25 protein-coding genes and 1 tRNA gene are annotated in these 25,375 nt (G+C 30.6%); 10 read left to right on the top strand and 16 right to left on the bottom strand.

Annotated elements, in window-relative coordinates; genetic code table 11:
• Positions 1–10: 10 nt before the first annotated feature.
• The 3 genes from folK to dapA are packed head-to-tail and all read right to left on the bottom strand — an operon-like array spanning position 11 to position 1,840.
• Positions 11–523 carry a 2-amino-4-hydroxy-6-hydroxymethyldihydropteridine diphosphokinase gene (folK, locus tag ACIJYG_RS03000; protein ID WP_435098408.1) on the bottom strand — a complete coding sequence of 171 codons (513 nt, stop codon included), beginning with the start codon at positions 521–523 and terminating at the stop codon, positions 11–13.
• Complete coding sequence (gene smpB, locus ACIJYG_RS02995) at positions 489–959, bottom strand: SsrA-binding protein SmpB (protein WP_435098405.1); 471 nt, start codon at positions 957–959, stop codon at positions 489–491. Before smpB ends, folK begins: the two co-directional genes overlap by 35 nt.
• Entirely contained in the window at positions 959–1,840 is an 882-nt protein-coding gene (dapA, locus tag ACIJYG_RS02990) for a 4-hydroxy-tetrahydrodipicolinate synthase (RefSeq protein WP_435098402.1), read from the bottom strand. The genes smpB and dapA overlap by 1 nt, the downstream gene beginning before the upstream one ends.
• A 43-nt stretch (positions 1,841–1,883) precedes the next feature.
• Here dapA and ACIJYG_RS02985 point away from each other — a divergent pair, with 43 nt between their 5' ends.
• Positions 1,884–4,103: a lytic transglycosylase domain-containing protein gene (locus tag ACIJYG_RS02985; RefSeq protein ID WP_435098399.1), complete on the top strand. Its 2,220-nt coding sequence runs from the start codon at positions 1,884–1,886 to the stop codon at positions 4,101–4,103.
• Here the strand turns inward: ACIJYG_RS02985 and ACIJYG_RS02980 are convergent.
• Positions 4,104–4,195, bottom strand: a tRNA-Ser gene (locus ACIJYG_RS02980).
• A gap of 67 nt (positions 4,196–4,262) precedes the next feature.
• Here ACIJYG_RS02980 and ACIJYG_RS02975 point away from each other — a divergent pair.
• From ACIJYG_RS02975 to ACIJYG_RS02950, 6 genes are read left to right on the top strand one after another with little or no spacing between them, the layout of a single operon-like run.
• Positions 4,263–5,516, top strand: a complete 1,254-nt coding sequence (locus ACIJYG_RS02975; protein WP_435098396.1) for a sarcosine oxidase subunit beta family protein — start codon at positions 4,263–4,265, stop codon at positions 5,514–5,516.
• Entirely contained in the window at positions 5,516–5,791 is a 276-nt protein-coding gene (locus ACIJYG_RS02970; protein ID WP_435098393.1) for a sarcosine oxidase subunit delta, read from the top strand. Before ACIJYG_RS02975 ends, ACIJYG_RS02970 begins: the two co-directional genes overlap by 1 nt.
• A 1-nt stretch (position 5,792) precedes the next feature.
• Positions 5,793–8,798 (top strand): sarcosine oxidase subunit alpha family protein, encoded by a 3,006-nt coding sequence (locus ACIJYG_RS02965; protein WP_435098390.1) that lies wholly within the window; start codon positions 5,793–5,795, stop codon positions 8,796–8,798.
• Complete coding sequence (locus ACIJYG_RS02960) at positions 8,791–9,354, top strand: sarcosine oxidase subunit gamma family protein (protein ID WP_435098387.1); 564 nt, start codon at positions 8,791–8,793, stop codon at positions 9,352–9,354. Before ACIJYG_RS02965 ends, ACIJYG_RS02960 begins: the two co-directional genes overlap by 8 nt.
• A 34-nt stretch (positions 9,355–9,388) precedes the next feature.
• Entirely contained in the window at positions 9,389–10,156 is a 768-nt protein-coding gene (locus tag ACIJYG_RS02955) for a transporter substrate-binding domain-containing protein (protein WP_435098384.1), read from the top strand.
• A gap of 39 nt (positions 10,157–10,195) precedes the next feature.
• Complete coding sequence (locus tag ACIJYG_RS02950; RefSeq protein ID WP_435098381.1) at positions 10,196–10,927, top strand: amino acid ABC transporter permease; 732 nt, start codon at positions 10,196–10,198, stop codon at positions 10,925–10,927.
• Positions 10,928–10,930: 3 nt separating this feature from the next.
• Here the strand turns inward: ACIJYG_RS02950 and ACIJYG_RS02945 are convergent, their stop codons facing one another.
• Together ACIJYG_RS02945 and ACIJYG_RS02940 are read right to left on the bottom strand one after the other, a co-directional pair.
• On the bottom strand, positions 10,931–11,719 hold the full coding sequence (locus ACIJYG_RS02945) for a glutamine amidotransferase-related protein (protein WP_435098379.1): 789 nt from the start codon (positions 11,717–11,719) through the stop codon (positions 10,931–10,933).
• On the bottom strand, positions 11,716–12,882 hold the full coding sequence (locus ACIJYG_RS02940; protein ID WP_435098376.1) for an iron-containing alcohol dehydrogenase: 1,167 nt from the start codon (positions 12,880–12,882) through the stop codon (positions 11,716–11,718). The genes ACIJYG_RS02945 and ACIJYG_RS02940 overlap by 4 nt, the downstream gene beginning before the upstream one ends.
• 71 nt (positions 12,883–12,953) lie before the next feature.
• On the opposite strand from ACIJYG_RS02940, the gene ACIJYG_RS02935 reads away from it, so the two are divergent.
• Both ACIJYG_RS02935 and ACIJYG_RS02930 read left to right on the top strand, forming a co-directional pair.
• Complete coding sequence (locus tag ACIJYG_RS02935; RefSeq protein WP_435098373.1) at positions 12,954–14,330, top strand: aldehyde dehydrogenase family protein; 1,377 nt, start codon at positions 12,954–12,956, stop codon at positions 14,328–14,330.
• Position 14,331: 1 nt separating this feature from the next.
• Positions 14,332–15,087 (top strand): SDR family NAD(P)-dependent oxidoreductase, encoded by a 756-nt coding sequence (locus ACIJYG_RS02930; protein ID WP_435098370.1) that lies wholly within the window; start codon positions 14,332–14,334, stop codon positions 15,085–15,087.
• A 46-nt stretch (positions 15,088–15,133) separates the two neighbouring features.
• Here ACIJYG_RS02930 and ACIJYG_RS02925 read toward each other — a convergent pair whose 3' ends face one another.
• The 10 genes from ACIJYG_RS02925 to gatC all read right to left on the bottom strand — a co-directional run bounded on the left by ACIJYG_RS02925 (position 15,134) and on the right by gatC (position 24,832).
• On the bottom strand, positions 15,134–16,210 hold the full coding sequence (locus ACIJYG_RS02925) for a C4-dicarboxylate ABC transporter (protein WP_435098367.1): 1,077 nt from the start codon (positions 16,208–16,210) through the stop codon (positions 15,134–15,136).
• Positions 16,211–16,334: 124 nt separating this feature from the next.
• Positions 16,335–17,672, bottom strand: coding sequence for a TRAP transporter large permease (locus ACIJYG_RS02920; protein WP_435089033.1), 1,338 nt, complete (start codon positions 17,670–17,672; stop codon positions 16,335–16,337).
• A gap of 2 nt (positions 17,673–17,674) precedes the next feature.
• Positions 17,675–18,184, bottom strand: coding sequence for a TRAP transporter small permease subunit (locus ACIJYG_RS02915; protein WP_435089031.1), 510 nt, complete (start codon positions 18,182–18,184; stop codon positions 17,675–17,677).
• Between the two features lie 44 nt (positions 18,185–18,228).
• The gene (locus ACIJYG_RS02910) at positions 18,229–18,708 is read right to left on the bottom strand and encodes a thermonuclease family protein (protein WP_435098364.1); all 480 of its coding nucleotides are present in this window, start codon (positions 18,706–18,708) and stop codon (positions 18,229–18,231) included.
• Positions 18,671–20,041, bottom strand: a complete 1,371-nt coding sequence (locus ACIJYG_RS02905) for an MATE family efflux transporter (RefSeq protein WP_435089028.1) — start codon at positions 20,039–20,041, stop codon at positions 18,671–18,673. Before ACIJYG_RS02905 ends, ACIJYG_RS02910 begins: the two co-directional genes overlap by 38 nt.
• A gap of 7 nt (positions 20,042–20,048) precedes the next feature.
• Positions 20,049–20,957, bottom strand: a complete 909-nt coding sequence (locus ACIJYG_RS02900) for a rhodanese-related sulfurtransferase (protein WP_435098361.1) — start codon at positions 20,955–20,957, stop codon at positions 20,049–20,051.
• The gene (locus ACIJYG_RS02895; RefSeq protein WP_435098358.1) at positions 20,957–21,607 is read right to left on the bottom strand and encodes an O-methyltransferase; all 651 of its coding nucleotides are present in this window, start codon (positions 21,605–21,607) and stop codon (positions 20,957–20,959) included. The genes ACIJYG_RS02900 and ACIJYG_RS02895 overlap by 1 nt, the downstream gene beginning before the upstream one ends.
• 5 nt (positions 21,608–21,612) lie before the next feature.
• Entirely contained in the window at positions 21,613–23,088 is a 1,476-nt protein-coding gene (gene gatB, locus ACIJYG_RS02890; protein ID WP_435098355.1) for an Asp-tRNA(Asn)/Glu-tRNA(Gln) amidotransferase subunit GatB, read from the bottom strand.
• Positions 23,088–24,545, bottom strand: coding sequence for an Asp-tRNA(Asn)/Glu-tRNA(Gln) amidotransferase subunit GatA (gene gatA, locus ACIJYG_RS02885; protein WP_435098352.1), 1,458 nt, complete (start codon positions 24,543–24,545; stop codon positions 23,088–23,090). Before gatA ends, gatB begins: the two co-directional genes overlap by 1 nt.
• Positions 24,545–24,832, bottom strand: a complete 288-nt coding sequence (gatC, locus tag ACIJYG_RS02880) for an Asp-tRNA(Asn)/Glu-tRNA(Gln) amidotransferase subunit GatC (protein ID WP_435089018.1) — start codon at positions 24,830–24,832, stop codon at positions 24,545–24,547. Before gatC ends, gatA begins: the two co-directional genes overlap by 1 nt.
• A 50-nt stretch (positions 24,833–24,882) precedes the next feature.
• Here gatC and ruvX point away from each other — a divergent pair, with 50 nt between their 5' ends.
• Positions 24,883–25,338 carry a Holliday junction resolvase RuvX gene (ruvX, locus tag ACIJYG_RS02875; protein WP_435098349.1) on the top strand — a complete coding sequence of 152 codons (456 nt, stop codon included), beginning with the start codon at positions 24,883–24,885 and terminating at the stop codon, positions 25,336–25,338.
• Positions 25,339–25,375 lie beyond the last annotated feature (37 nt).

Here is a 25,375-nt window from a genome sequence, read left to right as displayed (position 1 = left end):
TAACATTAATTCAAATTTGTTTAATAGATCTAATATCTTTATTTGATAGGGATAAAATCAACTTTTTTATATCCATTTTTTTAGTAGGGTGAACCCACTCTTTTTGAATTTCAAACAAAGGAATTAAAACAAAATTTCTCAGATGCATCATAGCATGAGGAAGTTTTAGTTTTTCATTAAATACCAATCCATTAAAATCAATTATATCTATGTCACAAACTCTAGGTGAATTTTTAGGAGATTTTTTTCTTCCCAACTTAGCCTCGATTATTTTGCATAAATTCAACAATTCTAAAGGTTTATATGAACACTTAACTTTTAATACAATATTGATAAATTTGGGGTTCTTAGGATTTGGCCAAGAGGGTGTTTCATAATAATTTGATACAGAAATTAGATTTATTTTGCGCTCAATTAAAAGAGATTTGGCTTTTTCTATATTTAAAAATCTATTTCCTAAGTTTGAACCTATGCCTAAAAAAATATTCCTAACTTGATTTTCTGATATATCTTGCTTTATCACGATTCCAATCTCTATTTTTTTTTGTAGCTCTTTTGTCAAATTGTTTTTTTCCTTTTGCCACAGCTAATTCAACTTTTGCTTTTCCATTTTTAAAATACATTTTTGTAGGAACTATTGTAAAGCCATCTCTTTGCATTTTACCGATCAATTTTTTGATTTCTTTTTTATTTAATAAAAGTTTTCTTTCATCTGTTGGATTGTGATTTGAATAGCTTGCCTGTTTATAAGATGCTATATGAGAATTAATTAAGATTAATTCACCATTTTTTTCTACAGCATAAGACTCAGCGATATTTACTTTACCATCTCTTATAGATTTAATTTCAGATCCTTTCAAAACAATACCTGCCTCTAAAAGATCCTCAAAAAAATAATTGTAACTTGCTTTTCTGTTTAAACAAATAATCTTTAAACCAGGATTGGTTTTTTTATTCATTAAATCAATTTTGCTGATTCTAAAGCTTTTTGAATTATAGGTTTGGCATTATCAGATGTTTTTACTAAAGGCAGTCTTACGGCATCATCGCATAAGTTCATTAATTTTGCAGCATATTTGACTGGACTTGGGTTACTTTCAATAAACATTGCACTATGGACTGACTGCAAAATGCTATCTAATTTACTAGCTTCGCTAATATCGTCTTGATTATTGGAGACTGACAATTTTTGAAAATCAGAACATAATTTTGGAGCTATATTTGCAGTTACACTAATAGTGCCAACACCACCTCTTTTATTAAACTCAAGTGCATTATCATCATTACCGGTCAATTGAATAAACTCTTTTCCCATTTTAGACAGTTGCTGATCAACTCTATCAAGATCACCAGTAGCATCTTTAACACCTACAATATTTTTTAATTCAAAAAGTTTTGCCATTGTATCAACAGACATGTCAATTACTGATCTACCTGGAATATTATAAATTATAATTGGAATTCCACACTTATCATTGATGGCTTTATAATGTTGATATAAGCCTTCTTGTGTTGGCTTGTTATAATAAGGTGTAACAATTAAAGCTCCATTTGCCCCTACTTTTTCAGCATGAGATGTTAATGAAATTGCTTCCTCAGTTGAATTCGAGCCAGTTCCTGCAATGACAGGTATTTTACCATTACTTTCTTTTATACAAAGATCAATAACTCTTTGATGTTCTTCATGACTAAGTGTTGGAGATTCACCGGTTGTACCAGCGGGAACTAGGCCACTTGTACCATTATCAATGTGAAAATGTATTAATCTAATATACGCTTCTTCATCTAGTCCATTATTTTTAAATGGAGTAATTAAAGCAACATTTGATCCTTTGAACATAAATACTTATAACATAGTTTAAAGATTCATATACTAAAAGATTATGCTGAAAATATTATTATTTATATCTTTAATCATATCAACTTTAACAAATTTCAATCATGTGTCAGCAGAAGTCATATCTATTATTCCTTTAAAAAAACCAGATTTATCAAGGGATGAATTAAATAAAAAGATATCCAAGAATATTCTTAAACCCATAAAAAAACCAAACAAAAATCAAAAAAAAACTGTCGAAAAAAAAATAACAGTTGAACCCAAAAAAATTTCAAATTTATCTTTTAAAATTCCCAAAAAAAAACCAACCGTAGCAGGAAAAAAAGCCACAACACGTGTCAAATTATCTAAATATTATAGCAAAAAAGATTTTAGTATTGCAAAAAAAGCAATTTCTGAAATGCAAAAAAGTAGATGGACCTCTTCGCTTAAAATTGCAAAAAAAGCAAAAGATAAATCTATATATAATTTTATTAAATGGAGATATCTTTTAACAGCAGGTAATCAAGCTTCATTCTATGATTACAAGGTTTTTATTGATCAGAATAGTCAATATCCAAGAATTAGTAGATTAAGATTTCTTGCTGAACACAAATTATCTACAGCAAAAATATCTCCAAAAAAGATCATTAACTGGTTTGATGGAAATAACCCATCAAGTGGCTATGGAATGATGATATTAGGTGAAAGTTTAATTTTAATTGGAGATAAAACCAAGGGAATTAAGCTTATTAAAGACGGATGGATTACAGCAGATTTATCAAAAAATGAATTAAAATTTTTTAGAAAAAAATTTAAAAAATACCTTAATGCCGATGATTACATTAAAAGAGCTGATAACCTAGCTTGGAATAGTAAGTACTGGGGTTTAAAAAGATTATTGAGGTATCTACCTAAAGATTATGAACTTTTATATACAGCTAGACAAATTTTAATGACAAAAGGTTATGGTGTAGATCAAGCAATAAAAAATGTTCCTGATAAATTCAAAAATGATGCGGGCTTAAATTATGATAGGCTTAAATGGAGAAGAAAAAGAGGTCGTGTAGACTCTTCTGTTGAAATTTTATTAAAAATCAAAAATAACAAAGAGTATTTAGTGCGTCCTGAAAAATGGTGGAAAGAGCGAGAAATTATATCCAGAGCTCTTATTTACGAGAAAAAATATGAAAATGCTTATAAAATTTCAAGCAATCATGGAATGGTAGAAGGTGCTGATTATGCTGCTGCTGAATGGATGAGTGGTTGGATAGCATTAAGTTTTTTAAATGATCCATTAATTGCAAAAGATCATTTTAAAAATTTTTATAACAATGTTAATTATCCTATAAGTACCTCTCGTGGTGCGTTTTGGTTAGGACGTACTTTTGAAAAATTAGGTGATCGTGAACAATCAATTACTTGGTATAAAGAGGCTGCAAAATATCTTACTACTTACTATGGTCAATTAGCTTTTTTAAAATTAAATCCAAATAAAAAATTTGAGCTAAATAAAGATATGTTGGTTGACAATAAATATAGATATATTTTTTTTAATAAGGAATTAGTGAAAATAACCTTTCTTTTGGATGAATTAAAAAAAGATAAATATACAAAGTTTGTTTTAAGACATTTAGCAAATGATAATATTGGAAAAGGAAGTGAGGTTTTAGCTGCTGAACTTGCAACCAATATTGAAAGATATGATTTTGCAATACAAATTTCTAAAATATCATCTTATCAAAAAAGATTTCATAATAAATATAACTACCCAATAATTAGCACACCAAAAACTATAAATGGACGAACAATTCCAGAAAGTGCTTTTATTTTGTCTATTATAAGACAAGAGAGTGAATTTGACTTAAGTGCTAACAGTCATGCAGGAGCAAAAGGATTAATGCAGTTAATGCCTTACACTGCAAAGTTAGTATCCAAACAAGCTAAACTTCCCTATTCAAAATCAAGACTGACTACTGATCCAGAATATAATATAAATTTAGGGTCTCACTATATTGCTGGTTTAATTTTACAATACGATGGTGCCTACCCTTTTGCTGTGGCAGCATACAATGCTGGTCCCAATAGAGTTAAATATTGGAAAAAATTAAATAAAAATCCGCAAAAAAATCAAATTAATTATGTTGATTGGGTTGAGTTGATAAAATTTAGAGAGACAAGAAACTATGTTCAACGTGTCTTAGAAAATTACAATGTTTATAGATATATCCTAGAAAAAAAACCTATCCTAATGAAAGACTTTTTCAGAGACCAGCCTCTATTTTAATGGCGGAAGAGGAGGGATTCGAACCCTCGGTACAAGTTTCCTCGCACGGTCATTTAGCAAACGACTGGTTTCAGCCTCTCACCCACTCTTCCGTATGACATAGTGTATTAAGTGATTGTATTGAAAATTCAATATTTATAAAGTAATTATTCGATAATTATGAAAAATAAGTATTCAGTATTTTCTTTGATAAAAAATGCTCTTTCACATCATGAGAATTGGCAGAGAGCTTGGAAAGACCCAGCTCCAAAAAAAGAATATGATGCTGTTATTGTTGGTGGAGGTGGTCATGGATTAGCAACAGCTTATTACTTGGCAAAAAAACATAACATGAAAAATATTGCTGTTGTTGAAAAAGGATGGATTGGTGGAGGTAATACTGGGAGAAATACTACAATAATTAGATCAAATTATTTATGGGATGCAAGTGCTGGTCTTTACGATCATGCTTTAAAAATTTGGGAGGGTTTATCTCAAGAACTAAACTACAATGTAATGTTTAGCCAGAGAGGTGTAATGAATCTTGCTCATAATTTGCAAGATGTGAGAGATTTAAAAAGAAGAACTCATGCTAACAGATTGAATGGTATAGACGCTGTTTATCTCAGTACAGAAGAAGTTAAAAAATTTTGTCCTATTATAAATACATCACCTGACATCAGATACCCTGTATTAGGTGGCACATTACAAAGAAGAGCTGGCACAGCGAGACATGATGCTGTTGCATGGGGTTATGCCAGAGGAGCAGATGAAATGGGTGTTGATATAATTCAAAATTGTGAAGTTAAGGGAATTAGTAGAAACGGAGATAGTGTCGATGGTATTGAAACTACAAAAGGTTTTATAAAAACTAAAAAAATTGGAGTGGTTGCCGCTGGACACTCAAGTGTTATAGCAAACATGGCAGGATTAAAATTGCCTCTTGAAAGTAAACCTTTGCAAGCCTTAGTATCAGAGCCTGTTAAACCAATAATTGATACAGTTGTTATGTCAAATGCAGTGCATGCTTATGTTAGTCAATCTGATAAAGGAGAGCTGGTTATAGGTGCAGGTACTGATGATTATGTTTCTTACTCACAAAAAGGAAGTCATCAAATTGTAGAGGGAACATTAAATGCAATTTTAGAACTTTATCCAATTTTTAGTAGAATGAGAATGCTTAGACAATGGGGAGGAATTGTAGATATTTGTCCAGACGCTAGTCCAATATTAAGTAAGACTTCTGTTAAAGGGCTTTATTTTAATTGTGGCTGGGGAACAGGTGGATTTAAAGCAACACCAGGTTCTGGAGATTTATTTGCTCATACAATAGCTAATGATGAGCCTCATAAACTTAATGCAGCATTTAATTTAAATAGATTTATAAGTGGTGACCTTGTTGATGAACATGGTGCTGCAGCGGTTGCTCATTAATGTTTTTAATAAATTGTCCATATTGTGGAGAGCGAGATCATCAGGAATTTAAAGCTGGTGGAGAAGCTCATATAGAAAGACCAAAACAGCCCACTGAATTAAGTGATGATGAATGGGCAGAATATTTGTTCATGAGAAAAAATGTTAAAGGTATTCAATTTGAAAGATGGAACCATGCACACGGATGTAGAAAATGGTTTAATATGGTTAGAGATACATCTAATGATCAAATTAAATTAATTTATAAGATGGGTGAAAAACCCCCCGCTGAATAATATGTCGACTGATTTTAGAGTAAAACCGAGTGAATTTATTGATGAAACTGTAAGAGTTTCTTTTAAATTTAATGGAAAAAATTATCATGGGTTTAAAGGAGATACGCTTGCATCAGCCCTACTTGCAAACAATGTTCATTTAGTTGGGAGAAGTTTCAAATATCACAGACCAAGAGGAATAATGACAGCTGGTTCTGAAGAACCAAATGCGATTGTTCAAATAAGTGATGGCACAAATAGAACGGAACCTAATGTTAGAGCTACGGAAGTAGAAATTTACGAGGGTTTGGAAGCTTCTAGCCAGAACTGTTGGCCTAGTGTTAATTTCGATATAGGAGGAATTAATAATGCTATTTCAGCTTTTTTACCAGCTGGATTTTACTATAAAACTTTCATGTGGCCCGCAAGTTTCTGGGAAAAATATGAATATGTTATCAGGCACTCAGCTGGATTAGGCAAATCACCAACTGAAAGAGACCCCGATGTGTATGATCATAGATATATTCATTGCGATGTACTAGTAGTTGGGGCGGGTATTTCAGGAATATTGGCTGCAAGAAATGCTGCTAAAAATAACTTAAAAACCTTACTCGTTGATGAAAAAAATGAATTGGGTGGATCAACAATTTATCAAAACAGAGAATTTAATAAGATTGAAAATCAAAATTCATCTGATTGGCTTAAAAAAGAAATAAAAGAATTAAGAAATATAAAAAATCTTGAAATTAAAACAAGAACTAGTGTTGCTGCGTTTCATGGATACAATTATTTATTAGCAAGAGAAAACTTAACAGATCATTTAGAGAAGAAAGATAAACAAGGAAAAATTAGACAAAGACTTTTAAAAATAAGAGCTAAAAAAGTTATTCTTGCAACAGGTGCTTTAGAAAGACCACTGATCTTTAATAATAATGACAGACCTGGAATTATGCTTTCATCAGCAGTAAAAAAATATGCAGATTTTTATGGCGTAATTTCTGGTAAAAAAAATGTTTTTTTTACAAATAATGATAGTGCTTACGAAAGTGCTTTTTGTCTTCACAACAAAGGAATAAATGTTGAAGCAATAATTGATATTAGAGAAAGTTCAAATTCAAAGATTGTAAAAGCTGTAGAAGAAGCAGGTATTAAAATTCATTGGTCTCATACAATAGTTGATACAAGAGGTTATAAACGACTAAACAATATCTCTGCCATGAAGTTATCTAATGACGGTTTGTCTGTTACCGGTAATAAAGTAAATATTTCTTGTGATTGTCTGGGTGTTGCCGGTGGTTGGACACCAGCCGTTCATTTATTTACACAATCAGGTGGAAAATTAAAATTTGATGAAAATGATAACGTATTTTTGCCTAATAAATATCCGTCTGAACAATTGAGTGTTGGCTCTTGTAATGGTGATTTTAAGTTAAAAGAAATTATTAGTAATTTATCAACTAATTTAAAACAATTTTTAAAAGTTGATAAGACAGATTTTGACAATATCTTGATAGAAAGCGAAGAAGAAAATTCAAAAAGAAATATTTGGTTATTACCATCAGATAAACCAATTGGGAAAACTAAACCTTTTGTTGATTATCAAAATGATGCAACAGCTAAAGATATAAAATTAGCCTTGAGAGAAGGTTTTAGATCAATTGAACATGTAAAAAGATACACAACAACTGGAATGGGAACAGATCAAGGTAAACTTGGAAATATGCATGCACTTGGAATAATAGCTGATACGGCTGGTGTAAAAATGAGTGAACTTGGAACTACAACTTTTAGGCCACCCTACACACCTTTAACATTTGGAACAATTGTTGGAAGAAACGTTGGTGAATATTTTGATGTTTTTAGAAGAACTCCTATGAACGATTGGCACATAGAAAATAAAGCTGAATTTGAAAATGTTGGTCAATGGAAGAGAGCTTGGTATTACCCTGTAAATGGTGAAACAATGCATGAAGCAGTTCAAAGAGAAAGCACGGCCGCAAGAGAAAGTGCTGGAATATTAGATGCATCAACTTTAGGTAAAATTGATATTCAAGGTACTGATGCTTCAGAGTTTTTAAACAGGGTTTATACAAATGCCTGGTCAAAACTTGGTATAGGTAAATGCAGATATGGTTTGATGCTTAATGAAGATGGAATGGTTTATGACGATGGTGTCACAACAAGACTTGGAGAAAATCACTACTTAATGACAACAACAACAGGTGGAGCCGCAAACGTATTGGGTAAACTTGAAGATTATCTACAAACAGAATGGCCTGAACTAGATGTTTATTTAACTTCTGTCACTGATCATTTTGCTACAGCTAGTATTTGTGGCCCAAATAGTAAGAAAATATTAAATAAATTAATTACTGATTTAGATTTATCTGAAGAGAGTTTCCCTCATATGTCATTTAAAAATGCTCAGATTGGAAATATTAAATGTAGAATTATGAGAATTAGTTTTACTGGTGAGCATAGTTATGAAATCAATGTTCAATCTAATTATGGTAAAGCTATTTGGGAAAAATGTATTGAGGCTGGTAAGGAGTTTAACATCACTCCATATGGAACTGAGACTATGCACTTATTAAGAGCAGAAAAAGGATTTATAATAGTGGGTCAAGACACTGATGGAACGATGACACCTATTGATCTTCAAATGGATTGGATAGTAAGCAAAAAGAAATATGATTTTATCGGTAGACGATCACTTTATAGATCTGATACCATGAAAGAAGAGCGTAAACAATTAGTTGGACTTTTAACAGATGATCCAAATATAGTTTTAGAAGAAGGCGCTCAAATCGTTTCTGATTTAAATCAATCTCCAGTTAATATGCTTGGTCATGTAACCTCAAGTTACTACAGTCCAAATTTAAAAAAATCTATTGCTTTAGCTGTTGTGAGAGGTGGAAAAAATATGATGGGAAAAAAATTATTTATTCCAATGGAAGATAAAACAATCAATGTCACTATAGAAAATCCAGTCTTTTTTGACACAGAAAATAAGAGGTTAAATGCTTAATTATAATTCACCGATTGATAATCAGATTAATTATAACGATTTATCCATAAAAGAAATATCTCCTATAATGAAACTTAATTTACGAGGAAGTAAAAGAGAATTCTTTACTACAGTTGGAAAACATCTAGATATGATTTTACCGACAGAAGCAAATACATCTTCTTCTAGCTCAAAACTCACATCTATTTGGCTTAGTCCTGATGAATGGTTGGTTGTATCAAATGATAAAATTGAAAAAGATACAAATAAATATGATCTTGAAGAAGATCTGTACAATAGTATTTCAAAAACTAGTTTGGGCGCAGTTGTAGATGTCACTGATCAGCTTGTGATGTTAGAATTGAAGGGAGCAAATATATATGAGCTATTTTCCTCCGGTAGTCCGTTTAATTTTAATGATTTTAAAGAAAAAAAAGGGTCTACTACACAAACATTGCTAAACAGTATTGATGTAATAATTCATAATAAAGGTGAAAATTTAGCTAATTTATTTGTTAGACGTTCATTTTCTGAGCATTTGTACTCTTGGATAAATGATAGTGCGTCAAGGTTATAAGGTTATTCTTAATTATTTTTGGTTAAAAGAAGTCATGAAAAAACTTATTTTACTTGCACTTATAGTGCTTTTACCCTTTTCAGTTAACGCAGACTCAAAATTAGATCAAATATTAGCATCTGGTGAATTAAAAGTTGGAACCACAGGAGATTGGGATCCAATGACAATGAAAGATCCTGCAACAAATAAATACAAAGGTTTTGATATCGATGTAATGAATGAATTAGCTAAGGACATGGGCGTAAAAGTTAGTTTTGTTCCAACAGAATGGAAGACTATAGTTTCAGGAATTACTTCTGGCAGATATGATATTTCAACAAGCGTTACTAAAACGGCTAAAAGAGCAGAAGTTGCTGGCTTTACTTCTACATATTATAAGTATGGTACAGTGCCACTTGTGCTTAAAAAGAATTTAAACAAATTTTCAACTTGGGACTCATTGAATAAAGATGGTGTTAAAATAGCAACTACACTTGGAACTTCTCAAGAGCAAAAAGCAAAAGAATTTTTTCCAAAATCTACTTTAAAATCAGTTGAGGCTCCAGCTAGAGATTTTCAAGAAGTTTTAGCGGGTAGAGCTGACGGAAATATTACTAGTTCAACAGAGGCTAACAAATTAGTGATTAAATATCCTCAATTAGCAATTGTTCAAGATGGTGAAAAAAATCCTGCTTTTCTAGCTATGATGGTTCCTAAAACAGATACTAAATGGAATAATTATGTAAGTGACTGGATTGAAAAGAAAAAAAATTCTGGTTTCTTTCAAAAATTATTAACTAAATATAATCTTAAAAGCTTATAATCAGTTAGATATTTATTTTTAATTCTCTATAACTTTAGAGTGAAAAATATTTTTTTTTTACTTTTATTAATTCCATTCTCTTCTTGTACAAATCAAGAATTAGGGTGGTTTATTATTTCACCAAATAATGTTGAGGGACTAACAAATCTAAAATTTTTATTAAGTGGTTTAACAACTACTATCTATATTTCTGTAATATCGATTGTTATATCGATGTTACTAGGTTTGATAATTGCTATCCCCTCTTTGGCTAAAAATAAATTTTTAACCTTTATTAATATTGGCTATGTTGAGATTGTAAGAGCTGTGCCATTATTAGTTTTAATCTTATGGATTTACTATGGATTACCAATAATGACAGGTATTAGTTTTAGTCCATTTGTTTCTGGAATAATTGCGTTGGCTATAAGTGAAAGTGCCTTTCAGGCAGAAATTTTTAGAGCTGGTATAAATTCAATTAAGAAAGCACAATGGGAAGCTGGGAGTTCATTAGGTCTAAATTTTTTCAAAAGATTAAGGTTGGTAATACTTCCTCAAGCAATAAAAAATATTTTACCCGCTATAGGGAACCAATTTGTTTATGTATTAAAAATGTCTTCATTAGTATCAATAATTGGTATTGGTGACTTGACCAGAAAAGCAAATGAATTGGTAGTCACAACCTATAGACCTTTGGAAATTTATACTTTTTTAATACTAGAATACTTAGTTCTTATTCTGATTGTTTCATTTTTTGTAAGAAAACTTGAAAAAAGACTAAAAGATAAATAAATTTTACTTAATATAATTTAGCCAATTCCTAACTTCGCAAGTTCGATCTTCAAAATTTAATAATTCATTTTCAGCTTTTATATATGAAATATGTTTTTGATATTCTTCTTCATTTAAAAAATTTTTATTTTTAAATAATCTCTCTTTACGGCCTGCAATTAGATTAATCATCTGATAATATTCATAATCTGGATGATATTGTAAGCCTGTAATCTCAGAATTTCCTACCTTAAAACTCATACCCATTACATTATTAACTTTATCACTTGATAAAAGAGTAGCATTTTTTGGTAATTCACTAACTTCATCAAAATTAAATGCTGGTGTTGTAAATTTATCTTTTTTATCCTTATATATAAAATGTTTATGACCTTCATTGTTAATGATCACATCAGATGCAATTCCAATATGTGCACCATTTTTTCCAGGATTTGCCTTACCGCCTGCTGCTGTCGTACAAACTTGTAATCCCCAACAAATTGCTAGGATCTTCTTATTTTGATTAAAACAATTAGATGCAAAATTAATGTGTTTTTTAATCACATCGGTCATATCATTTATTCTCATTGCACCACCTGTAAAAATAATACCATTATATTTACTCATATTTTTAATGGCATTACTTGTTTCATCGTCATGACCAGGATTTATAATTTCTGCATTTGTTGACGGATCTATTTTTAAAATTAAATTTCTTAAATTGTCTGCTGCCGAGGCCCCAGCAGCTTTAATAAAGAACTCACTATCTTCTCTAATATTACCCTCAACAATTAAAATATTTAAATTGCTCATTTAAACAATTCGCCAGTCATACTATGTTGATACATTATTTTCATATCTTCTTTGCTCAATTTTTTTGGATTACCACCTGTAGAGGGATCTGCTAAAGCCATTTCTGACAACCTATCAAGATCAAAATCCTTTTCATCAATCACATCAGATAGTTTGTGAGGCATATCTAGTTTTTTTCTTAAATCTAAAACCCATTTAACAAAACCATCAAAAGATCGTTCATTAAGTTCTAAGTAATCACAAATTTTTATTATCTTCTTTTCAATAACACTCTTATTGAAAGTTAATACATAAGGCATGAATATTGAATTGGATAAACCATGATGAATATTATTTAAGGCATTTACAGGATGGCTCAATGAATGAATTGCACCTAATCCTTTTTGAAATGCAGTTGATCCCATACTTGCAGCTGTAAGCATATTTTGACGTGCTTCTATATTTGAGCCATTGTTAACAGCTTCAAGTAACCATTCATTAATTATTCTCATACCTTCTAGAGCTATACCATCGGCCATCGGATGGTATCCTGGAGCACAATAAGCTTCTAAATTATGAGCTAAAGCATCCATTCCTGTTGCAGCAGTAATTTTTGCAGGTAAACCAAGTGTTAAAACTGGATCAAGAATAACTATTGATGGCAAAAATTTAGGATGAAAAATTATATTTTTTACACCTGTTTCTTCATTTAAAATTACAGATGCACGTCCTGTTTCAGAACCAGTACCAGCAGTTGTTGGAACAGCAATAATTGGAGCAATTTTATTAGAATTAGCTTTAGTCCAGTTATCGCCTACGTCTTCAAAATCCCATAATGGCAATGTTTGCCCGGACATAAACGCAATAGCTTTACCAACATCTAGGCCACTACCACCGCCAAAAGCTATTACTCCATCACAATTGTTTTTATTATAATAATTGGCACCCTCAGTTACATTTGTTCCTGTCGGGTTACCAACAACATTAAAATATAATTCTGTAGAAATCTTATTATCTTTTAATATTGTTAAAGTATTTTTCACAATATCGGTTTCAGCCAAACCTTTGTCTGTTACTAACAATGGTTTTGAAATACCTAAGTTTTGACAAGCTAAGGCAATATCATTAATTCTATTTTCACCTACCCACATTGTAGTTGGATAATTCCAGTTGAATTTTTGCATAATAATATTTACTGTTATATGAAATTAGATGTTGTATATCATTTTCTTAATCAATTTTAACTAAAATATTTATGCAAAAAACAATTACACCTATTGATAATACTGTTTATGTTGAGAGAAAATATCACTCTGACAAAATTGAACAAACTATAAATAATTCAATGAAAGCACAAAAATCTTGGGCTGAACTAGATGTTAAAGAAAGAGTTAAACTATTAACAAAATTTGTTGAAGATTTTTTATCTAAAGGTGACATGATAAGTGAGGAATTAAGTAGACAAATAGGAAGGCCTATTTCACAAGCTGCTGGTGAATTAAATGGTTTTAAAGAAAGAGCTGACTACATGTTATCAATAGCAGAAAAAAAATTAGAAAATATTGATGTAGCTAAAGATAGTAATTTTAAAAGTTTTATTAAAAGAAGGGCTTTAGGAGTAGTATTTGTAATCGCACCTTGGAATTATCCATATCTAGTTGCTGTTAACTCCATAATACCAGCAATGGCATCAGGTAATACAGTCATCCTTAAACATTCTGCACAAACACCTTTGTGTGCTGAACAATTATATGAATCAGCAAAAAAAACTTTACCCAAAGATGTTTTCAATTACCTGCATTTAAATCATGAAGACAGTCTAAAAGTAGTTTCTGATAAACGAATTAACTTTGTTTCATTTACTGGATCGGTAAAAGCTGGATATGATGTACAAAGAGCAACTCACAGTAAGTTCATAGATATGGCTTTAGAATTAGGTGGTAAAGATCCGGCATACGCAAGACACGATTGTGATTTAGAAAAAACAGTTGAAAATTTAGTAGATGGGTCTTTTTTTAATTCTGGTCAATCTTGTTGTGGAATTGAAAGAATTTATGTTGATGAAAAAATTTATAATAATTTTATAGAACTATTTGCTTCAAAAACTTATAATTATAAACTTGGTAACCCTTTAGATAAAGATACTAATTTAGGCCCGGTTGTAAAATTATCAGCTGCTGATTTTATCTTAAATCAAATGAATAATGCTATTGATAAGGGAGCAAAAAAAATGATTGATGAAAGTAAATTTAATTTCCCCAATCAACATAAAAATTATTTAGTACCTCAAGTCTTAATTAATGTTAATCATGATATGAGTTTTATGACAGAGGAAACTTTTGGACCATGTGTGGGTATAATGAAAGTTAAAGATGAAAACGAAGCTATAAAATTGATGAATGACAGTCCCTACGGTTTAACAGCTTCTATCTGGACTAAGGACATAGGTGTAGCTGAAAAAATAGGTAACCAAGTTCAAACGGGTACTTTCTATATGAACAGATGTGATTATTTAGATCCAGCTCTTTCTTGGACTGGTGTTAAAGAAACTGGAAAAGGCTGCTCATTATCTGAGATTGCTTATGAAAAATTAACAGCTCCGAAAAGTTTTCATTTAAGAAAAGAACAATAACATGAAATTAAGTTACAAAGGAAAATCAGCTATAATTACTGGTGCATCTGGTGGAATGGGTTTAGAAATTTCCAAAAAATTATCTCAAAATAATATTTCTGTTTTAATGTTGGACCTTAAAAGTCCTAGTTATGATTTTTTAAAAAAAAATAAAAATTGTGAATTTAAAAAAGTAGATGTAACAAATTTTAAGTCGATGAAAACTCATATCGATAAATTTTACAAAAAGAACAAAAGTATAGATTATTTGGTCAACACTACTGGTGTTCTTTGGTTTGATAAAGATGTATCGGCCATTAATATAGATGATAAAATTTGGGATAAAGTTTTTCAAGTCAATTTAAAGCCAATGGTTTTCCTTTCAAAAATTATTGTTCCTAAAATGATTAAAAATAATTTTGGATCAATGGTTCATATTTCTTCTATAGACGCCTTATCAGGTGATGATAAACCTCAAGATGCATATGGGGCATCAAAAGCTGCTATGATAAGACTTTCTAAATCTTTTGCAATTCAGTTTGCTGGAAACAAAATTAGATCAAATATAATTTTACCTGGACCTATAGATACTGGAATGCAAATTAGATGGAAAAAAAACCCTAAAGCAAAAAAAAATTTAGAAAAATTTATCCCATTAAAAAAAGTTGGTAAACCTGAGGATATATCAAATGCCTCTATGTTTTTACTAAGTGATCAAGCTAGTTATATTACTGGGACCGAACTGATTGTTGATGGTGGTATTACATCAAAGCCTTAATTTTAATTAGGCGCCTTTAAAAAAAAGGCGCCTAAAATTATAATCTTTATCTGTAAGGATATCCTGCTTTATCCATTGTTGAAGCATAAGCTTTGAATGCATCAACAACTTTTTTAGCACGAGGACTAATTTTTGAAGTATCATCCCAAAACTTTTTGGAATCTTCTACAACTCTTCCCCATTCGTTATCAGGTAAACTTGTAAGCTCCATCTTCTTACCTTCAACACGAAGTTTAGCTTCTCCACCCCAATACCAAACTTGTCTATAATAGTGTAAATCATTAATAGACATTCTGTAAAGTGCTTGAAGTTTAGGACTTAATTTATCCCAACTTTTTTGGTTAGCAAAATAAGAACCAAACCAAGCTCCTGTAACAGAGTTAGTTAGTGCATATTTACAAATGTCAGCCCAACCCACTTCATATGCTTCTGTAAATCCACACCAGCATACTCCATCAAGTTCTCCTGTTTGCATAGCAACTTCAACATCATCCCAAGGAACAGTTACTGGAATTAAGCCATATTGAGCTAAGAATTTACCAGCTGTAGGGACACCAAATACTCTTAATCCCTTCATATCTGCTAAAGAAGTAACTTTTTTCTTAACAGTGAAAAGATGACATGGATCCCAAGCACTTGTACTTAACCATTTAACACCTTTAACTTCACTATAAGCTTCATCCCAAATTTCATTTAAACCATAGTATTTAAATAAAGCTGGTACATCCAAGCTATATCTGGTTGCAAATGGGAAGTATCCTCCAAAAACAGAAATATCGACTGGAGATCCCATTGTAGCATCATCACTTTGCACCGCATCAAGTGTGCCCGCCTGCATAGCTCTAAACAGCTCATCAGTTGGAACTAATTGATCTGCATAATAAAGTTCAATTTCCATTTCACCATGAGCAGCTTTATTAAATGCTTCTATTTGTGGTTTGATAACGTGCGCACCAAGAGGAGCACCAGAATAAGTCTGTAATCTCCATTTAATCGGGTTTGTTGCAGAAAAAGCATAAGGCGCTTTAATAGTAGTAGCACCTGCAGCTCCTAACGTTAGTAAACCTGCTTTCTTAATAAACGAACGCCTCTTGCTCGTTATTATTTTTTTATTTTTTTTCACGTGATCTCCTTTACGTAAGTTAAGTTAAAAGACTATTATAAATTTAGATGATATGAAACTTAATATTTATTTTTTTAATAAATAAATTTTATAAAAAAAATTTAATTAAACTATAAGTTGAATTTTATCTTGATAAATACTTTTCAGGAAGATATGTGGCAATCTCAGGGAAAATCATGACAATGGCTAAGCCAAAGACCATTATTAAAACAAATGGAACTATTGAACTATAAATATCTTGTAAAGAAATTTCTTTTGGAGCCATGGCTCTCATTAAAAATAAATTATATCCAAATGGTGGTGTCATGTAAGCAATTTGACAAGTAATCGTATAAAGAACACCATACCAAATTGGATCAAAACCTAATGCGATGATCAATGGTACATAAAGAGGCGCAACTATTACCAACATAGCCGTGTCATCCAAAAACATTCCCATGAGAATATATGAAAGTTGCATCATAATTAAAACACCCCATGGCGAAAGTTGCCATCTTTCAATAAATAATGTTTCAATAGCTCTCCCCGCCCCCAATCCATCAAATACAGCACCAAAAGTTAAAGCTGCTAATATTATCCACATAAACATACAAGAAACACCTAATGTCTTTTTTAAAGTAGCATCTAATACTTTTCTGTTGAACCTTTTTTTAAAGATAGAAGCTAATGTTGCTAGTAATGCGCCTACTGCAGAACATTCAACTAAGCTTGCGATACCCATTAAGAATAATCCTGTCATAAGAAAAAAAATTAAAAAAGGTATTACTCCTGCCTTAAGTAATTTAATTTTTTCTAAAGTTGAAATATTTCTATCTTTTTTTGGTAATGGGGGTCCAAGTTCTGGTTGTAATTTACATCTCACATAAATATATATTAAAAATAAAGAGGCCATTAATAATCCTGGTAAAATTCCAGCCATCCATAATTTGCTAACAGGTTGACGCGCAATCATTCCATATAAAACCATGACAACACTTGGTGGAATTAAAATACCCAGCGAACTACCTGCCTGAACAACACCCGTGATCATTCTTTTGTCATAATTTCTTTTTAGCATTTCAGGTATCGCTATAGTTGCACCTATTGCCATACCGGCAACACTTAAACCATTCATAGCTGAAATTGCGACCATCATGAACATTGTACCAATAGCCAAACCTCCTTTTAATCCACCAAATAAAACATGAAACATTTTATAAAGGTCACTTGCAATTCCTGATTCTGAAATCATAAAACCCATATAAATAAATAATGGCAAAGTTAACATTGGGTACCACTTAAAAAGTTTCCATGTCGCGGTATAAGGCATTTCAATAGATCCATCACCCCAAATCAATAAGGCTGAAGCCGCAGCAACAAAGCCAATAGCACCAAAAACTCTTTGTCCTGTAAACATCATAACAAGCATTGTTACAAACATAAAAAGAGCAATAAATTCATAACTTAAATATTGAGCTAACATAATTATATTTTTCTATTTGTTACGTTAGCTATATTTTTAAACAATGAAGAAAAGGCTTGAAGAAGCATTAACAAAATTCCTATTAGCATTAAAGTTTTGATTGGCCAAACATATGGGGCCCAAGCAGTAAAAAGTTTTTGTTTTGTCTCAATAGTATAAATTAAACTAGTTATTGATCCAAAAAACAAAATAGCTAAATAGAAAATAAGAAAAAAACTTGTAAAAATATCCATTTTAGCTTTTCCTTTTTTTGATAACTTTCCATAAAACAAATCCATTCTTACATGATCATCTGCTAGCATTGAATAACCGCCACCTAAAAGATAATAAGCAGTAATGGTAAATTGGGCCATTTCAATAATCCACATCAAAGGGTAATTGATAATATTTCTTGTAACAAATGATAAAATTAAAAGAAACATCATGAAGAAAACTCCATACATCACAAACCTACCTACTTTAATGCAAATGGCGTCTATTATATTTACATAAATTGAAAATATTTTTGGCATAAAGTACTAAAATGTATAATTCATATAGAAATTTCAATCAAACTTTAATTATTTCTTCTATAATCCCACGGATACTTAAATTTCATGTCCCACATACCAATTTTATTAATTCTCGCATAATCTTCATCTGGGATAAACTTCTTTGAATACCTTCTATAAGCAAATGCATAACCACTTCTAACAAGATAACTGGATAAACTTTCATCATTTACGAAACACTCTGCTAAAGTTCTTTTATATTGATCTTTACTTTCACGAATACAGATAACTTTATTATTTCCAATCTTATCTGTAAGAATTTGTTTGGCTATTATTCCACAAGGATTAATCTCACCTTCTTTAATACAGTTTTGTTTTAATTCTGGTGTATCTATGCCACTAAATCTAATTTTTTCACCATTAATCTTGATTGTATCTCCATCCGTTATTTTAATATCTTGTGATTTAATGTCGGTATATGTGAAAAAAAAAACTAGCGCTGAAACACTAATAACTAAAATGGCTTTTCTTTTGCTTAAATACATTATTTAAGAAATATCCAATGAAGATGATTAAGGCAATACCCATGACCCAGTTAGTCACCATTATTGTATAAAATATATCATTATAATTACCACCCCTTATATTAATCACATACCATAAGGACAAAAATGGAAATGCTGTTAATCTTAAAATACTTAAATACAGGCTGTAAATTGGTTTTTTAAGAGCTTGAAATACTGCTGTTGTGATAAAGAACACCGGATAAATTGGGCCTATCAAAGCAGCCACTTTAAGATAAATAGTACCATGTTTGATTGCTTCTACATTATCTGTAAATTGTGATACAAAAATTTCCGCACCAAAAAATAATATTATTCCAGCTCCTACCATAAAAGATGAGCCAAACAAAAGAGCTTTTGAATATAATTCTCTTATTCGGTTGAATTTTTTTGCTCCAAAATTTTGACCCCCTATAGAAAGAACCGCTGTATTTAAACCAATGACTGGTAATAAAAACACTTGCTCAACTCTTAAAGCAGCACCATAGCCAGCAGTAGCTAGTTCTCCAAATTGACCAATAAAATACAAAATATTGAATATACCAACACCTATAAACAGCATACTAAACATTATGGGTAAGGCTTGAGAAAATAATTCTCTCAACATATCAAAGTTAGGAATAAAACACTTTATATATAAATATTTTTTTAATTTACATGAATTGATCTTATAGGCTAAATAAAATGTTCCTATTGATTGTGAAATTACAGTTGCTATAGCAAGACCAGCAATTCCAAAAGCTGGTATAAATCCATAACCCCATATAAATAATGGGTTCAAAAAAATATTTAAAAAGAAGCTAAAAATTAATACATTTCTATAACTTTTAGTATCACCTTGCGCATTCAAGGCGCCATTCAAAGAAATTTGAATCATCACAATGAATGTACCGTAAAAAATAATATCTAAATATTCTCTTGTAAGAGTTATACCTGTTGCATCAGATCCCATTACACCTAAGAGAAAATTGGAAGCATTTAAACCAAATAGAGTTACTATCACAGAGGTAAGAATTGCAAAAACTACGGATTGAGCAATAAATAGTGAGGCCTTATTAATTTTTTTCTCACCTAATAAATTACCAATACAAGCATTTGTGGCAGCGCCAATACCTACACCTACAGCAATGATTACAAAATATATAGGAAAAGATTTAGCAATTGCCCCTATAGCTTCAGCAGAAATTCTACCTGCAAACCAAGTATCAACTAAATTATAAAAGGTTTGAAATAACGAACCAACACTTGCGGGGATGGTTACTTTTCTTAGAAGATCCCATATAGGATCTTTTGTTAAATTTATTTGTTTAGACAATTTATTTTTATTTATATTCTTTTTGGAATATATGCTTTGAACCACTCTTTTTAGCAAGATTTATTTGTTCTTGTCTCATTCTAAATCTTGCCTTTTGAGATTTTGTCAGATTATCGTGACATTTTGGGCAAGAAACACCTTCTTCAAATTTTTTTGATTTTTTGTCTTTTGGTGAAATTGGTTTTCTACATCCACTGCACATGAAATAGCTTCCAACACTTAAACCGTGTTTAAGACTGATTCTGTTGTCAAAAACAAAGCACTCACCTTTCCACATACTATCTTTTTTCTTAGTATTTTTGAGATAATTTAAAATACCACCATTTAATTGATAGATATTTTTGAAACCTTTGTTCTTTAAGTATACTGATGTTTTTTCACATCTAACACCACCAGTACAAAACATGGCTACTGGTTTGTTTTTTTTTAATTTATTTAGATATTTAGGAAAATCTCTAAAATTATTTACATTTGGATTTACCGATTTTTTAAATGTTCCTACGTCAAATTCAAAAGGCTTTCTTGTATCAATAATATGGGTATCTTTTTTTTTAATTAATTTATTCCATTCTTTTGGATCTAAATGAGTTTCTAAATTTCTTTCTTTAGAATTTAACGTTAAATTCATTGGAACAATTTCTTTTTTAATTTTTACTTTAGGTTTGTGAAAAGGTTGGAAAGTAGATTTAGAATTATTGCTATTATCAAAATTCTTGAAAGAAAATAGTGATTTAAGTTTCTTAATTGTTTTCTCTATATCTTTTACTTTACCTGATAGGGTTCCATTTAACCCTTCTTTAGCAATAATAATGGTTCCTCTTATATTATTTTTAATAAAGAATCTTTGCATAGAATCTTTTTTCTTTTTTAAAAATGTAACTTTTACAAATTTATAAAAACCAAGAACTTTAAACATTATAAAACTCTACAAACTGTCATACCATCTCCTAAAGGAATTATAATTTGTTCAACTCGCTTATCATTAGCAACATGGGTATTAAATTCTCTTATGTTTGTCGTGTATTTATCTAAATTTCCTTTATCAGCAACTTCTCCATGCCACAAAACATTATCAACAATTATTAAACCACCCTTGTCAATTAGATTTAATGATCTTTCGTAATATTCTTTGTAATTCATTTTATCTGCATCAATAAAAACCATATCAAATTTATTATTTTTAAGTTCCTCTAAGCTTTCTAAAGCTGGTTTTATTATTGTTTTAATTTTGTGATCTTGGTTTGCTTTTTTAAAAAAATTTAATGCCACCTTGTTAGTTTTTTCATTTTTATCAAGCGCTGTCAGTCTACCCTCTTCTGGTAAAGCTAGTGAAATTGAGAGTGCACTTAATCCTGTGAAAGTTCCAATTTCTAGTACATTTTTTATATTTGAGATTTTTACAATTAAATGCAAAAAATAGCATTGAGATGGATCAATTTGCATCCTTTTGATATCACCTAATGTATTATTGTAATCAATTATTTCTTGCTGAATTGGATTTAACTTTAATCCAAAATCATTAATATAATTTTGTAATTTTTCTGTTATTTCAAGGTTTGCACCCATTTTTATTAAAGCTTTTTCTTTAATATCTCATTTATTAATTGAGGGTTTGCTTTACCACCAGAAACTTTCATTGCTTGACCTACAAAGAAACCAAATAGTTTTACTTTACCGTTCTTATATTCAATAGCTTTCTCACGATTATCATTAATTATTTTATCAATTAAAGCTTCTAAAGCTTTAGGGTCACTTTCTTGTTTCAAACCTTTTTCCTCAACAATTACTTGGGGATCTTTATCCCCACTAAGCATTAATTCAAATATTGTCTTACCTATTTTTCCAGAAATCGTTCCATTTTTAATTAGATTAATTAACTTTGCTAAATTTTTTGCACTTATTGGGCTTTCGGATATTTCTAAATTTTTATCGTTTAAAACAGCAAACAATTCACCTGTAATCCAGTTAACTGCTAATTTCATATCACGGTTCTTACCCATTTTTGCAACAACTTCTTCAAAATATTTTGCAGTTTCAATATCAGATACTAATATTGTTGCTTCATAAGCAGACAATTTAAATTCATCTATAAATCTTTTCTTTTTATCATCAGGCAATTCTGGGATATCTACTTTTAATTGTTCTATAAACTCATCTGTAACTTCTAATGGTAATAAATCTGGATCTGGAAAGTATCTATAATCATGAGCATCTTCTTTAGATCTCATTGATCTTGTTTCATTTTTTTTTGTATCAAACAATCTTGTTTCTTGGTCAATAGATTTACCTTCTTCAATTAGATCGACTTGTCTATTTGCCTCATAATCAATTGCCATTTGCATAAATTTAATAGAATTTACATTTTTAATTTCACAACGTGTTCCAAGTTCTTTTGAGTCTTTTAATCTTACTGAAACGTTTACATCAGCTCTTAAAGAACCTTCTTGCATATTACCGTCACAAGTATCTAAATATCTCATTATAGATCTTAGCTTTTTAATATAAGCACTTACTTCATCAGGAGTTCTTAAATCCGGTTTACTAACTATTTCCATCAATGCTACACCTGATCTATTTAAATCTACTAGTGTGTTTTGTGGATCCATATCATGAATACTTTTCCCTGCATCTTGTTCTAAATGAAGTCTTTCAATGCCAACTTCTTTTTGTCCATTGGGCATATCAAGAACAACAGTCCCCTCTCCCACTATAGGGTATTTAAATTGGGAAATTTGATAACCTTGAGGTAAATCAGCATAAAAATAATTTTTTCTGTCAAAAACAGATCTTTTATTAATTTGAGCTCTTAAACCAATTCCTGTTTTTATTGCCTGTTTTACACAATATTCATTGATTACAGGTAGCATTCCAGGAAATGCTGCATCAACCAAACTTACTTGGGTGTTAGGTTCGGCACCAAACTTTGTCGAAGAGGATGAAAATAGTTTTGAATTTGAAGTCACTTGAGCATGCACCTCTAACCCTATGACAACCTCATAAACATTATCATATCTTTCAATTAAATATTCTGAATTATCTTTAGACATTATTTAATCCACCAGTCAGTGATTTTATTTTTAAAATTAATCTTATCTTCCATTGCATATGCTAGGTTTAATATTTCTTGTTCTTTAAATGCTTTGCCAATAATTTGTAATCCTAAAGGATATCCTGAAGTATCATGACCAGCTGGGATAGAAATGGCAGGTAATCCCGCTAAGTTGACAGGTACAGTGAAAATATCATTTAAATACATTGAAACTGGATCATCTTTCTTTTCACCGATTTTAAATGCTGATGTAGGTGTTGATGGAGTTAAAATTGCATCTACTTTTTTATAGGCTTCATCAAAATCATTTTTAATTAATTTTCTAACTTTTTGTGCTTTAAGGTAATAAGCATCATAATATCCAGATGATAGAACATACGTACCAATCATTATTCTTCGTTGTACCTCATCACCAAAACCTTCCGATCTTGTTTTTTCATACATATCAATCAAATTTTCACCTTTGGCTCTAAAACCATATTTAACACCGTCATATCGTGCTAAATTTGAAGAAGCTTCTGCAGGTGCAACTATATAATATGTTGGTAAAGCGTAACTAGTATGAGGTAATGAAATATCAATTATCTCTGCACCACAATCTTTTGCATACGCAATTCCTTTTTGCCATAACTCTTCAATTTCCTTGGGCATGCCCTCTACTCTATATTCTTTAGGTATTCCTATTTTTTTTCCTTTAATATCTTTGGTTAAGTCTTTGCTATATTCATTTCTTTTAAAATCTATTGATGTAGAATCTTTGTTATCATAAGAACTAATTACTTCCTGTAACAATGCACAATCCTCAACATTTTGAGCCATTGGTCCCGCTTGGTCTAGTGAAGATGCAAAGGCAACTATTCCATACCTAGAGCAGCTTCCATAAGTAGGTTTTAATCCAACTGTGCCAGTAAAAGATGCTGGTTGTCTAATTGATCCACCAGTATCTGTTCCTATAGTAATCGGTGTTAGTTGACCACTCACGGCAGCCGCTGATCCTCCCGATGATCCACCTGGTACCAAACCTTTGTCAATTGGGTTTTGCACATTTCCATAAAAACTTGTTTCATTAGAAGAGCCCATAGCAAATTCATCACAGTTTAACTTACCAAGTAAGATGGCACCTTCGTTCCAAATATTTTGGGTAACTGTAGATTCATAAGTTGGAATAAAATTTTCTAAAATTTTACTTCCTGCTGTAGTTCTAATATTTTCAGTGCAAAAAAGATCCTTAACTGCCATTGGAATTCCTGGAAGTTTTAAATCAAAATTTGGTTTTTGATCAAATTTTTTTGCTTTTTCGATAGCATTTGAAAAATCTTCTGAGATATAAGAATTTAATTCTTTTGATTTTTCTGAACGTTCAACGAATGCTTTGGTAACATCTTCTGATGATAGTTTTTTTTCTTTAATATTTTTGACTAATGATGTTAATGATTGAGAAGTTATATCAGACATTATTCAACAACTTTCGGAACTACAAAAAAATCTTCATTATCTTCAGGAGAATTTTTTATAATTTGTTCTCTAATATTTTGATTTTTAACTTCATCAGATCTAAATTTTAAAGTTGTTTCAGCTACAGATGTTAATGGCTCAACTTTATCAGTATTTAATTCATTCAATTTTTCAATAAATTTGAAAATTGAGTTTAAATCACCTGCAAGTTTTTCAGCTTTTTGCTCATCAACTGAAATTCTTGATAGTTTAGAAATGTGCTTTATTGTTTTAAGATCAATGCTCATATGATATTTAAATATGTCGCAAACTATCACTTAAGTTAAAAATATACAATATGATCACTATTGAAGATTTAAAAAAAAAACAGTCTGAACCCTCTAGATTAATTGGATTAGATCTTGGTTCTAAAAGAATTGGAGTATCTATCTGTGATGAAAGACAATCTATTGCAACCCCCTTTAAAACTATTAACAAAACAAACACAAATGAATTAATTGACCAATTAAAGGAGATAATTAGCGAATATAATATTAAAGGAATAGTAATTGGTAATCCTATTAATATGGATGGGTCTTTAGGTAGATCTGCTCAATCAGTAAATGATGTATCAAAAAATATTGATCAGGCAATTGATGTGAATGTTTGCCTATGGGACGAAAGACTATCTACCGTAGGTGCTTTTAATATATCCAGTCAACTTGATATAAATGTTACCAAAAGGGAAAAAAATATAGATCAAAATGCAGCGGCGTTCATACTCCAGGGTGCAATCGATTTTTTAAATAATTAATTCTTGCCATATTGGCACTTTATAGTTATAGAGTTAA

It is taken from the genome of Candidatus Pelagibacter bacterium nBUS_27 (genome assembly GCF_051200985.1).
Classification (GTDB): Bacteria; Pseudomonadota; Alphaproteobacteria; order Pelagibacterales; family Pelagibacteraceae; genus Pelagibacter.
This window is presented reverse-complemented; position numbering and strand designations above follow the sequence as displayed.

What these genes read in the sequence shown, in the direction of transcription:
- ACIJYG_RS02940 (WP_435098376.1), bottom strand. Translation starts at nt 12,882, where the DNA reads ATGCAAAAATTCAACTGGAATTATCCAACTACAATGTGGGTAGGTGAA.
- smpB (WP_435098405.1), bottom strand. Translation starts at nt 959, where the DNA reads ATGAATAAAAAAACCAATCCTGGTTTAAAGATTATTTGTTTAAACAGA.
- ACIJYG_RS02910 (WP_435098364.1), bottom strand. Translation starts at nt 18,708, where the DNA reads ATGTATTTAAGCAAAAGAAAAGCCATTTTAGTTATTAGTGTTTCAGCG.
- ACIJYG_RS02970 (WP_435098393.1), top strand. Translation starts at nt 5,516, where the DNA reads ATGTTTTTAATAAATTGTCCATATTGTGGAGAGCGAGATCATCAGGAA.
- ACIJYG_RS02955 (WP_435098384.1), top strand. Translation starts at nt 9,389, where the DNA reads ATGAAAAAACTTATTTTACTTGCACTTATAGTGCTTTTACCCTTTTCA.
- gatA (WP_435098352.1), bottom strand. Translation starts at nt 24,545, where the DNA reads ATGTCTGATATAACTTCTCAATCATTAACATCATTAGTCAAAAATATT.
- gatB (WP_435098355.1), bottom strand. Translation starts at nt 23,088, where the DNA reads ATGTCTAAAGATAATTCAGAATATTTAATTGAAAGATATGATAATGTT.
- ACIJYG_RS02945 (WP_435098379.1), bottom strand. Translation starts at nt 11,719, where the DNA reads ATGAGCAATTTAAATATTTTAATTGTTGAGGGTAATATTAGAGAAGAT.
- ACIJYG_RS02895 (WP_435098358.1), bottom strand. Translation starts at nt 21,607, where the DNA reads ATGGGTGCAAACCTTGAAATAACAGAAAAATTACAAAATTATATTAAT.
- ACIJYG_RS02935 (WP_435098373.1), top strand. Translation starts at nt 12,954, where the DNA reads ATGCAAAAAACAATTACACCTATTGATAATACTGTTTATGTTGAGAGA.
- ACIJYG_RS02985 (WP_435098399.1), top strand. Translation starts at nt 1,884, where the DNA reads ATGCTGAAAATATTATTATTTATATCTTTAATCATATCAACTTTAACA.
- ACIJYG_RS02930 (WP_435098370.1), top strand. Translation starts at nt 14,332, where the DNA reads ATGAAATTAAGTTACAAAGGAAAATCAGCTATAATTACTGGTGCATCT.
- ACIJYG_RS02965 (WP_435098390.1), top strand. Translation starts at nt 5,793, where the DNA reads ATGTCGACTGATTTTAGAGTAAAACCGAGTGAATTTATTGATGAAACT.
- dapA (WP_435098402.1), bottom strand. Translation starts at nt 1,840, where the DNA reads ATGTTCAAAGGATCAAATGTTGCTTTAATTACTCCATTTAAAAATAAT.
- ACIJYG_RS02960 (WP_435098387.1), top strand. Translation starts at nt 8,791, where the DNA reads ATGCTTAATTATAATTCACCGATTGATAATCAGATTAATTATAACGAT.
- ACIJYG_RS02915 (WP_435089031.1), bottom strand. Translation starts at nt 18,184, where the DNA reads ATGCCAAAAATATTTTCAATTTATGTAAATATAATAGACGCCATTTGC.
- ruvX (WP_435098349.1), top strand. Translation starts at nt 24,883, where the DNA reads ATGATCACTATTGAAGATTTAAAAAAAAAACAGTCTGAACCCTCTAGA.
- gatC (WP_435089018.1), bottom strand. Translation starts at nt 24,832, where the DNA reads ATGAGCATTGATCTTAAAACAATAAAGCACATTTCTAAACTATCAAGA.
- ACIJYG_RS02920 (WP_435089033.1), bottom strand. Translation starts at nt 17,672, where the DNA reads ATGTTAGCTCAATATTTAAGTTATGAATTTATTGCTCTTTTTATGTTT.
- ACIJYG_RS02975 (WP_435098396.1), top strand. Translation starts at nt 4,263, where the DNA reads ATGAAAAATAAGTATTCAGTATTTTCTTTGATAAAAAATGCTCTTTCA.
- ACIJYG_RS02900 (WP_435098361.1), bottom strand. Translation starts at nt 20,957, where the DNA reads ATGTTTAAAGTTCTTGGTTTTTATAAATTTGTAAAAGTTACATTTTTA.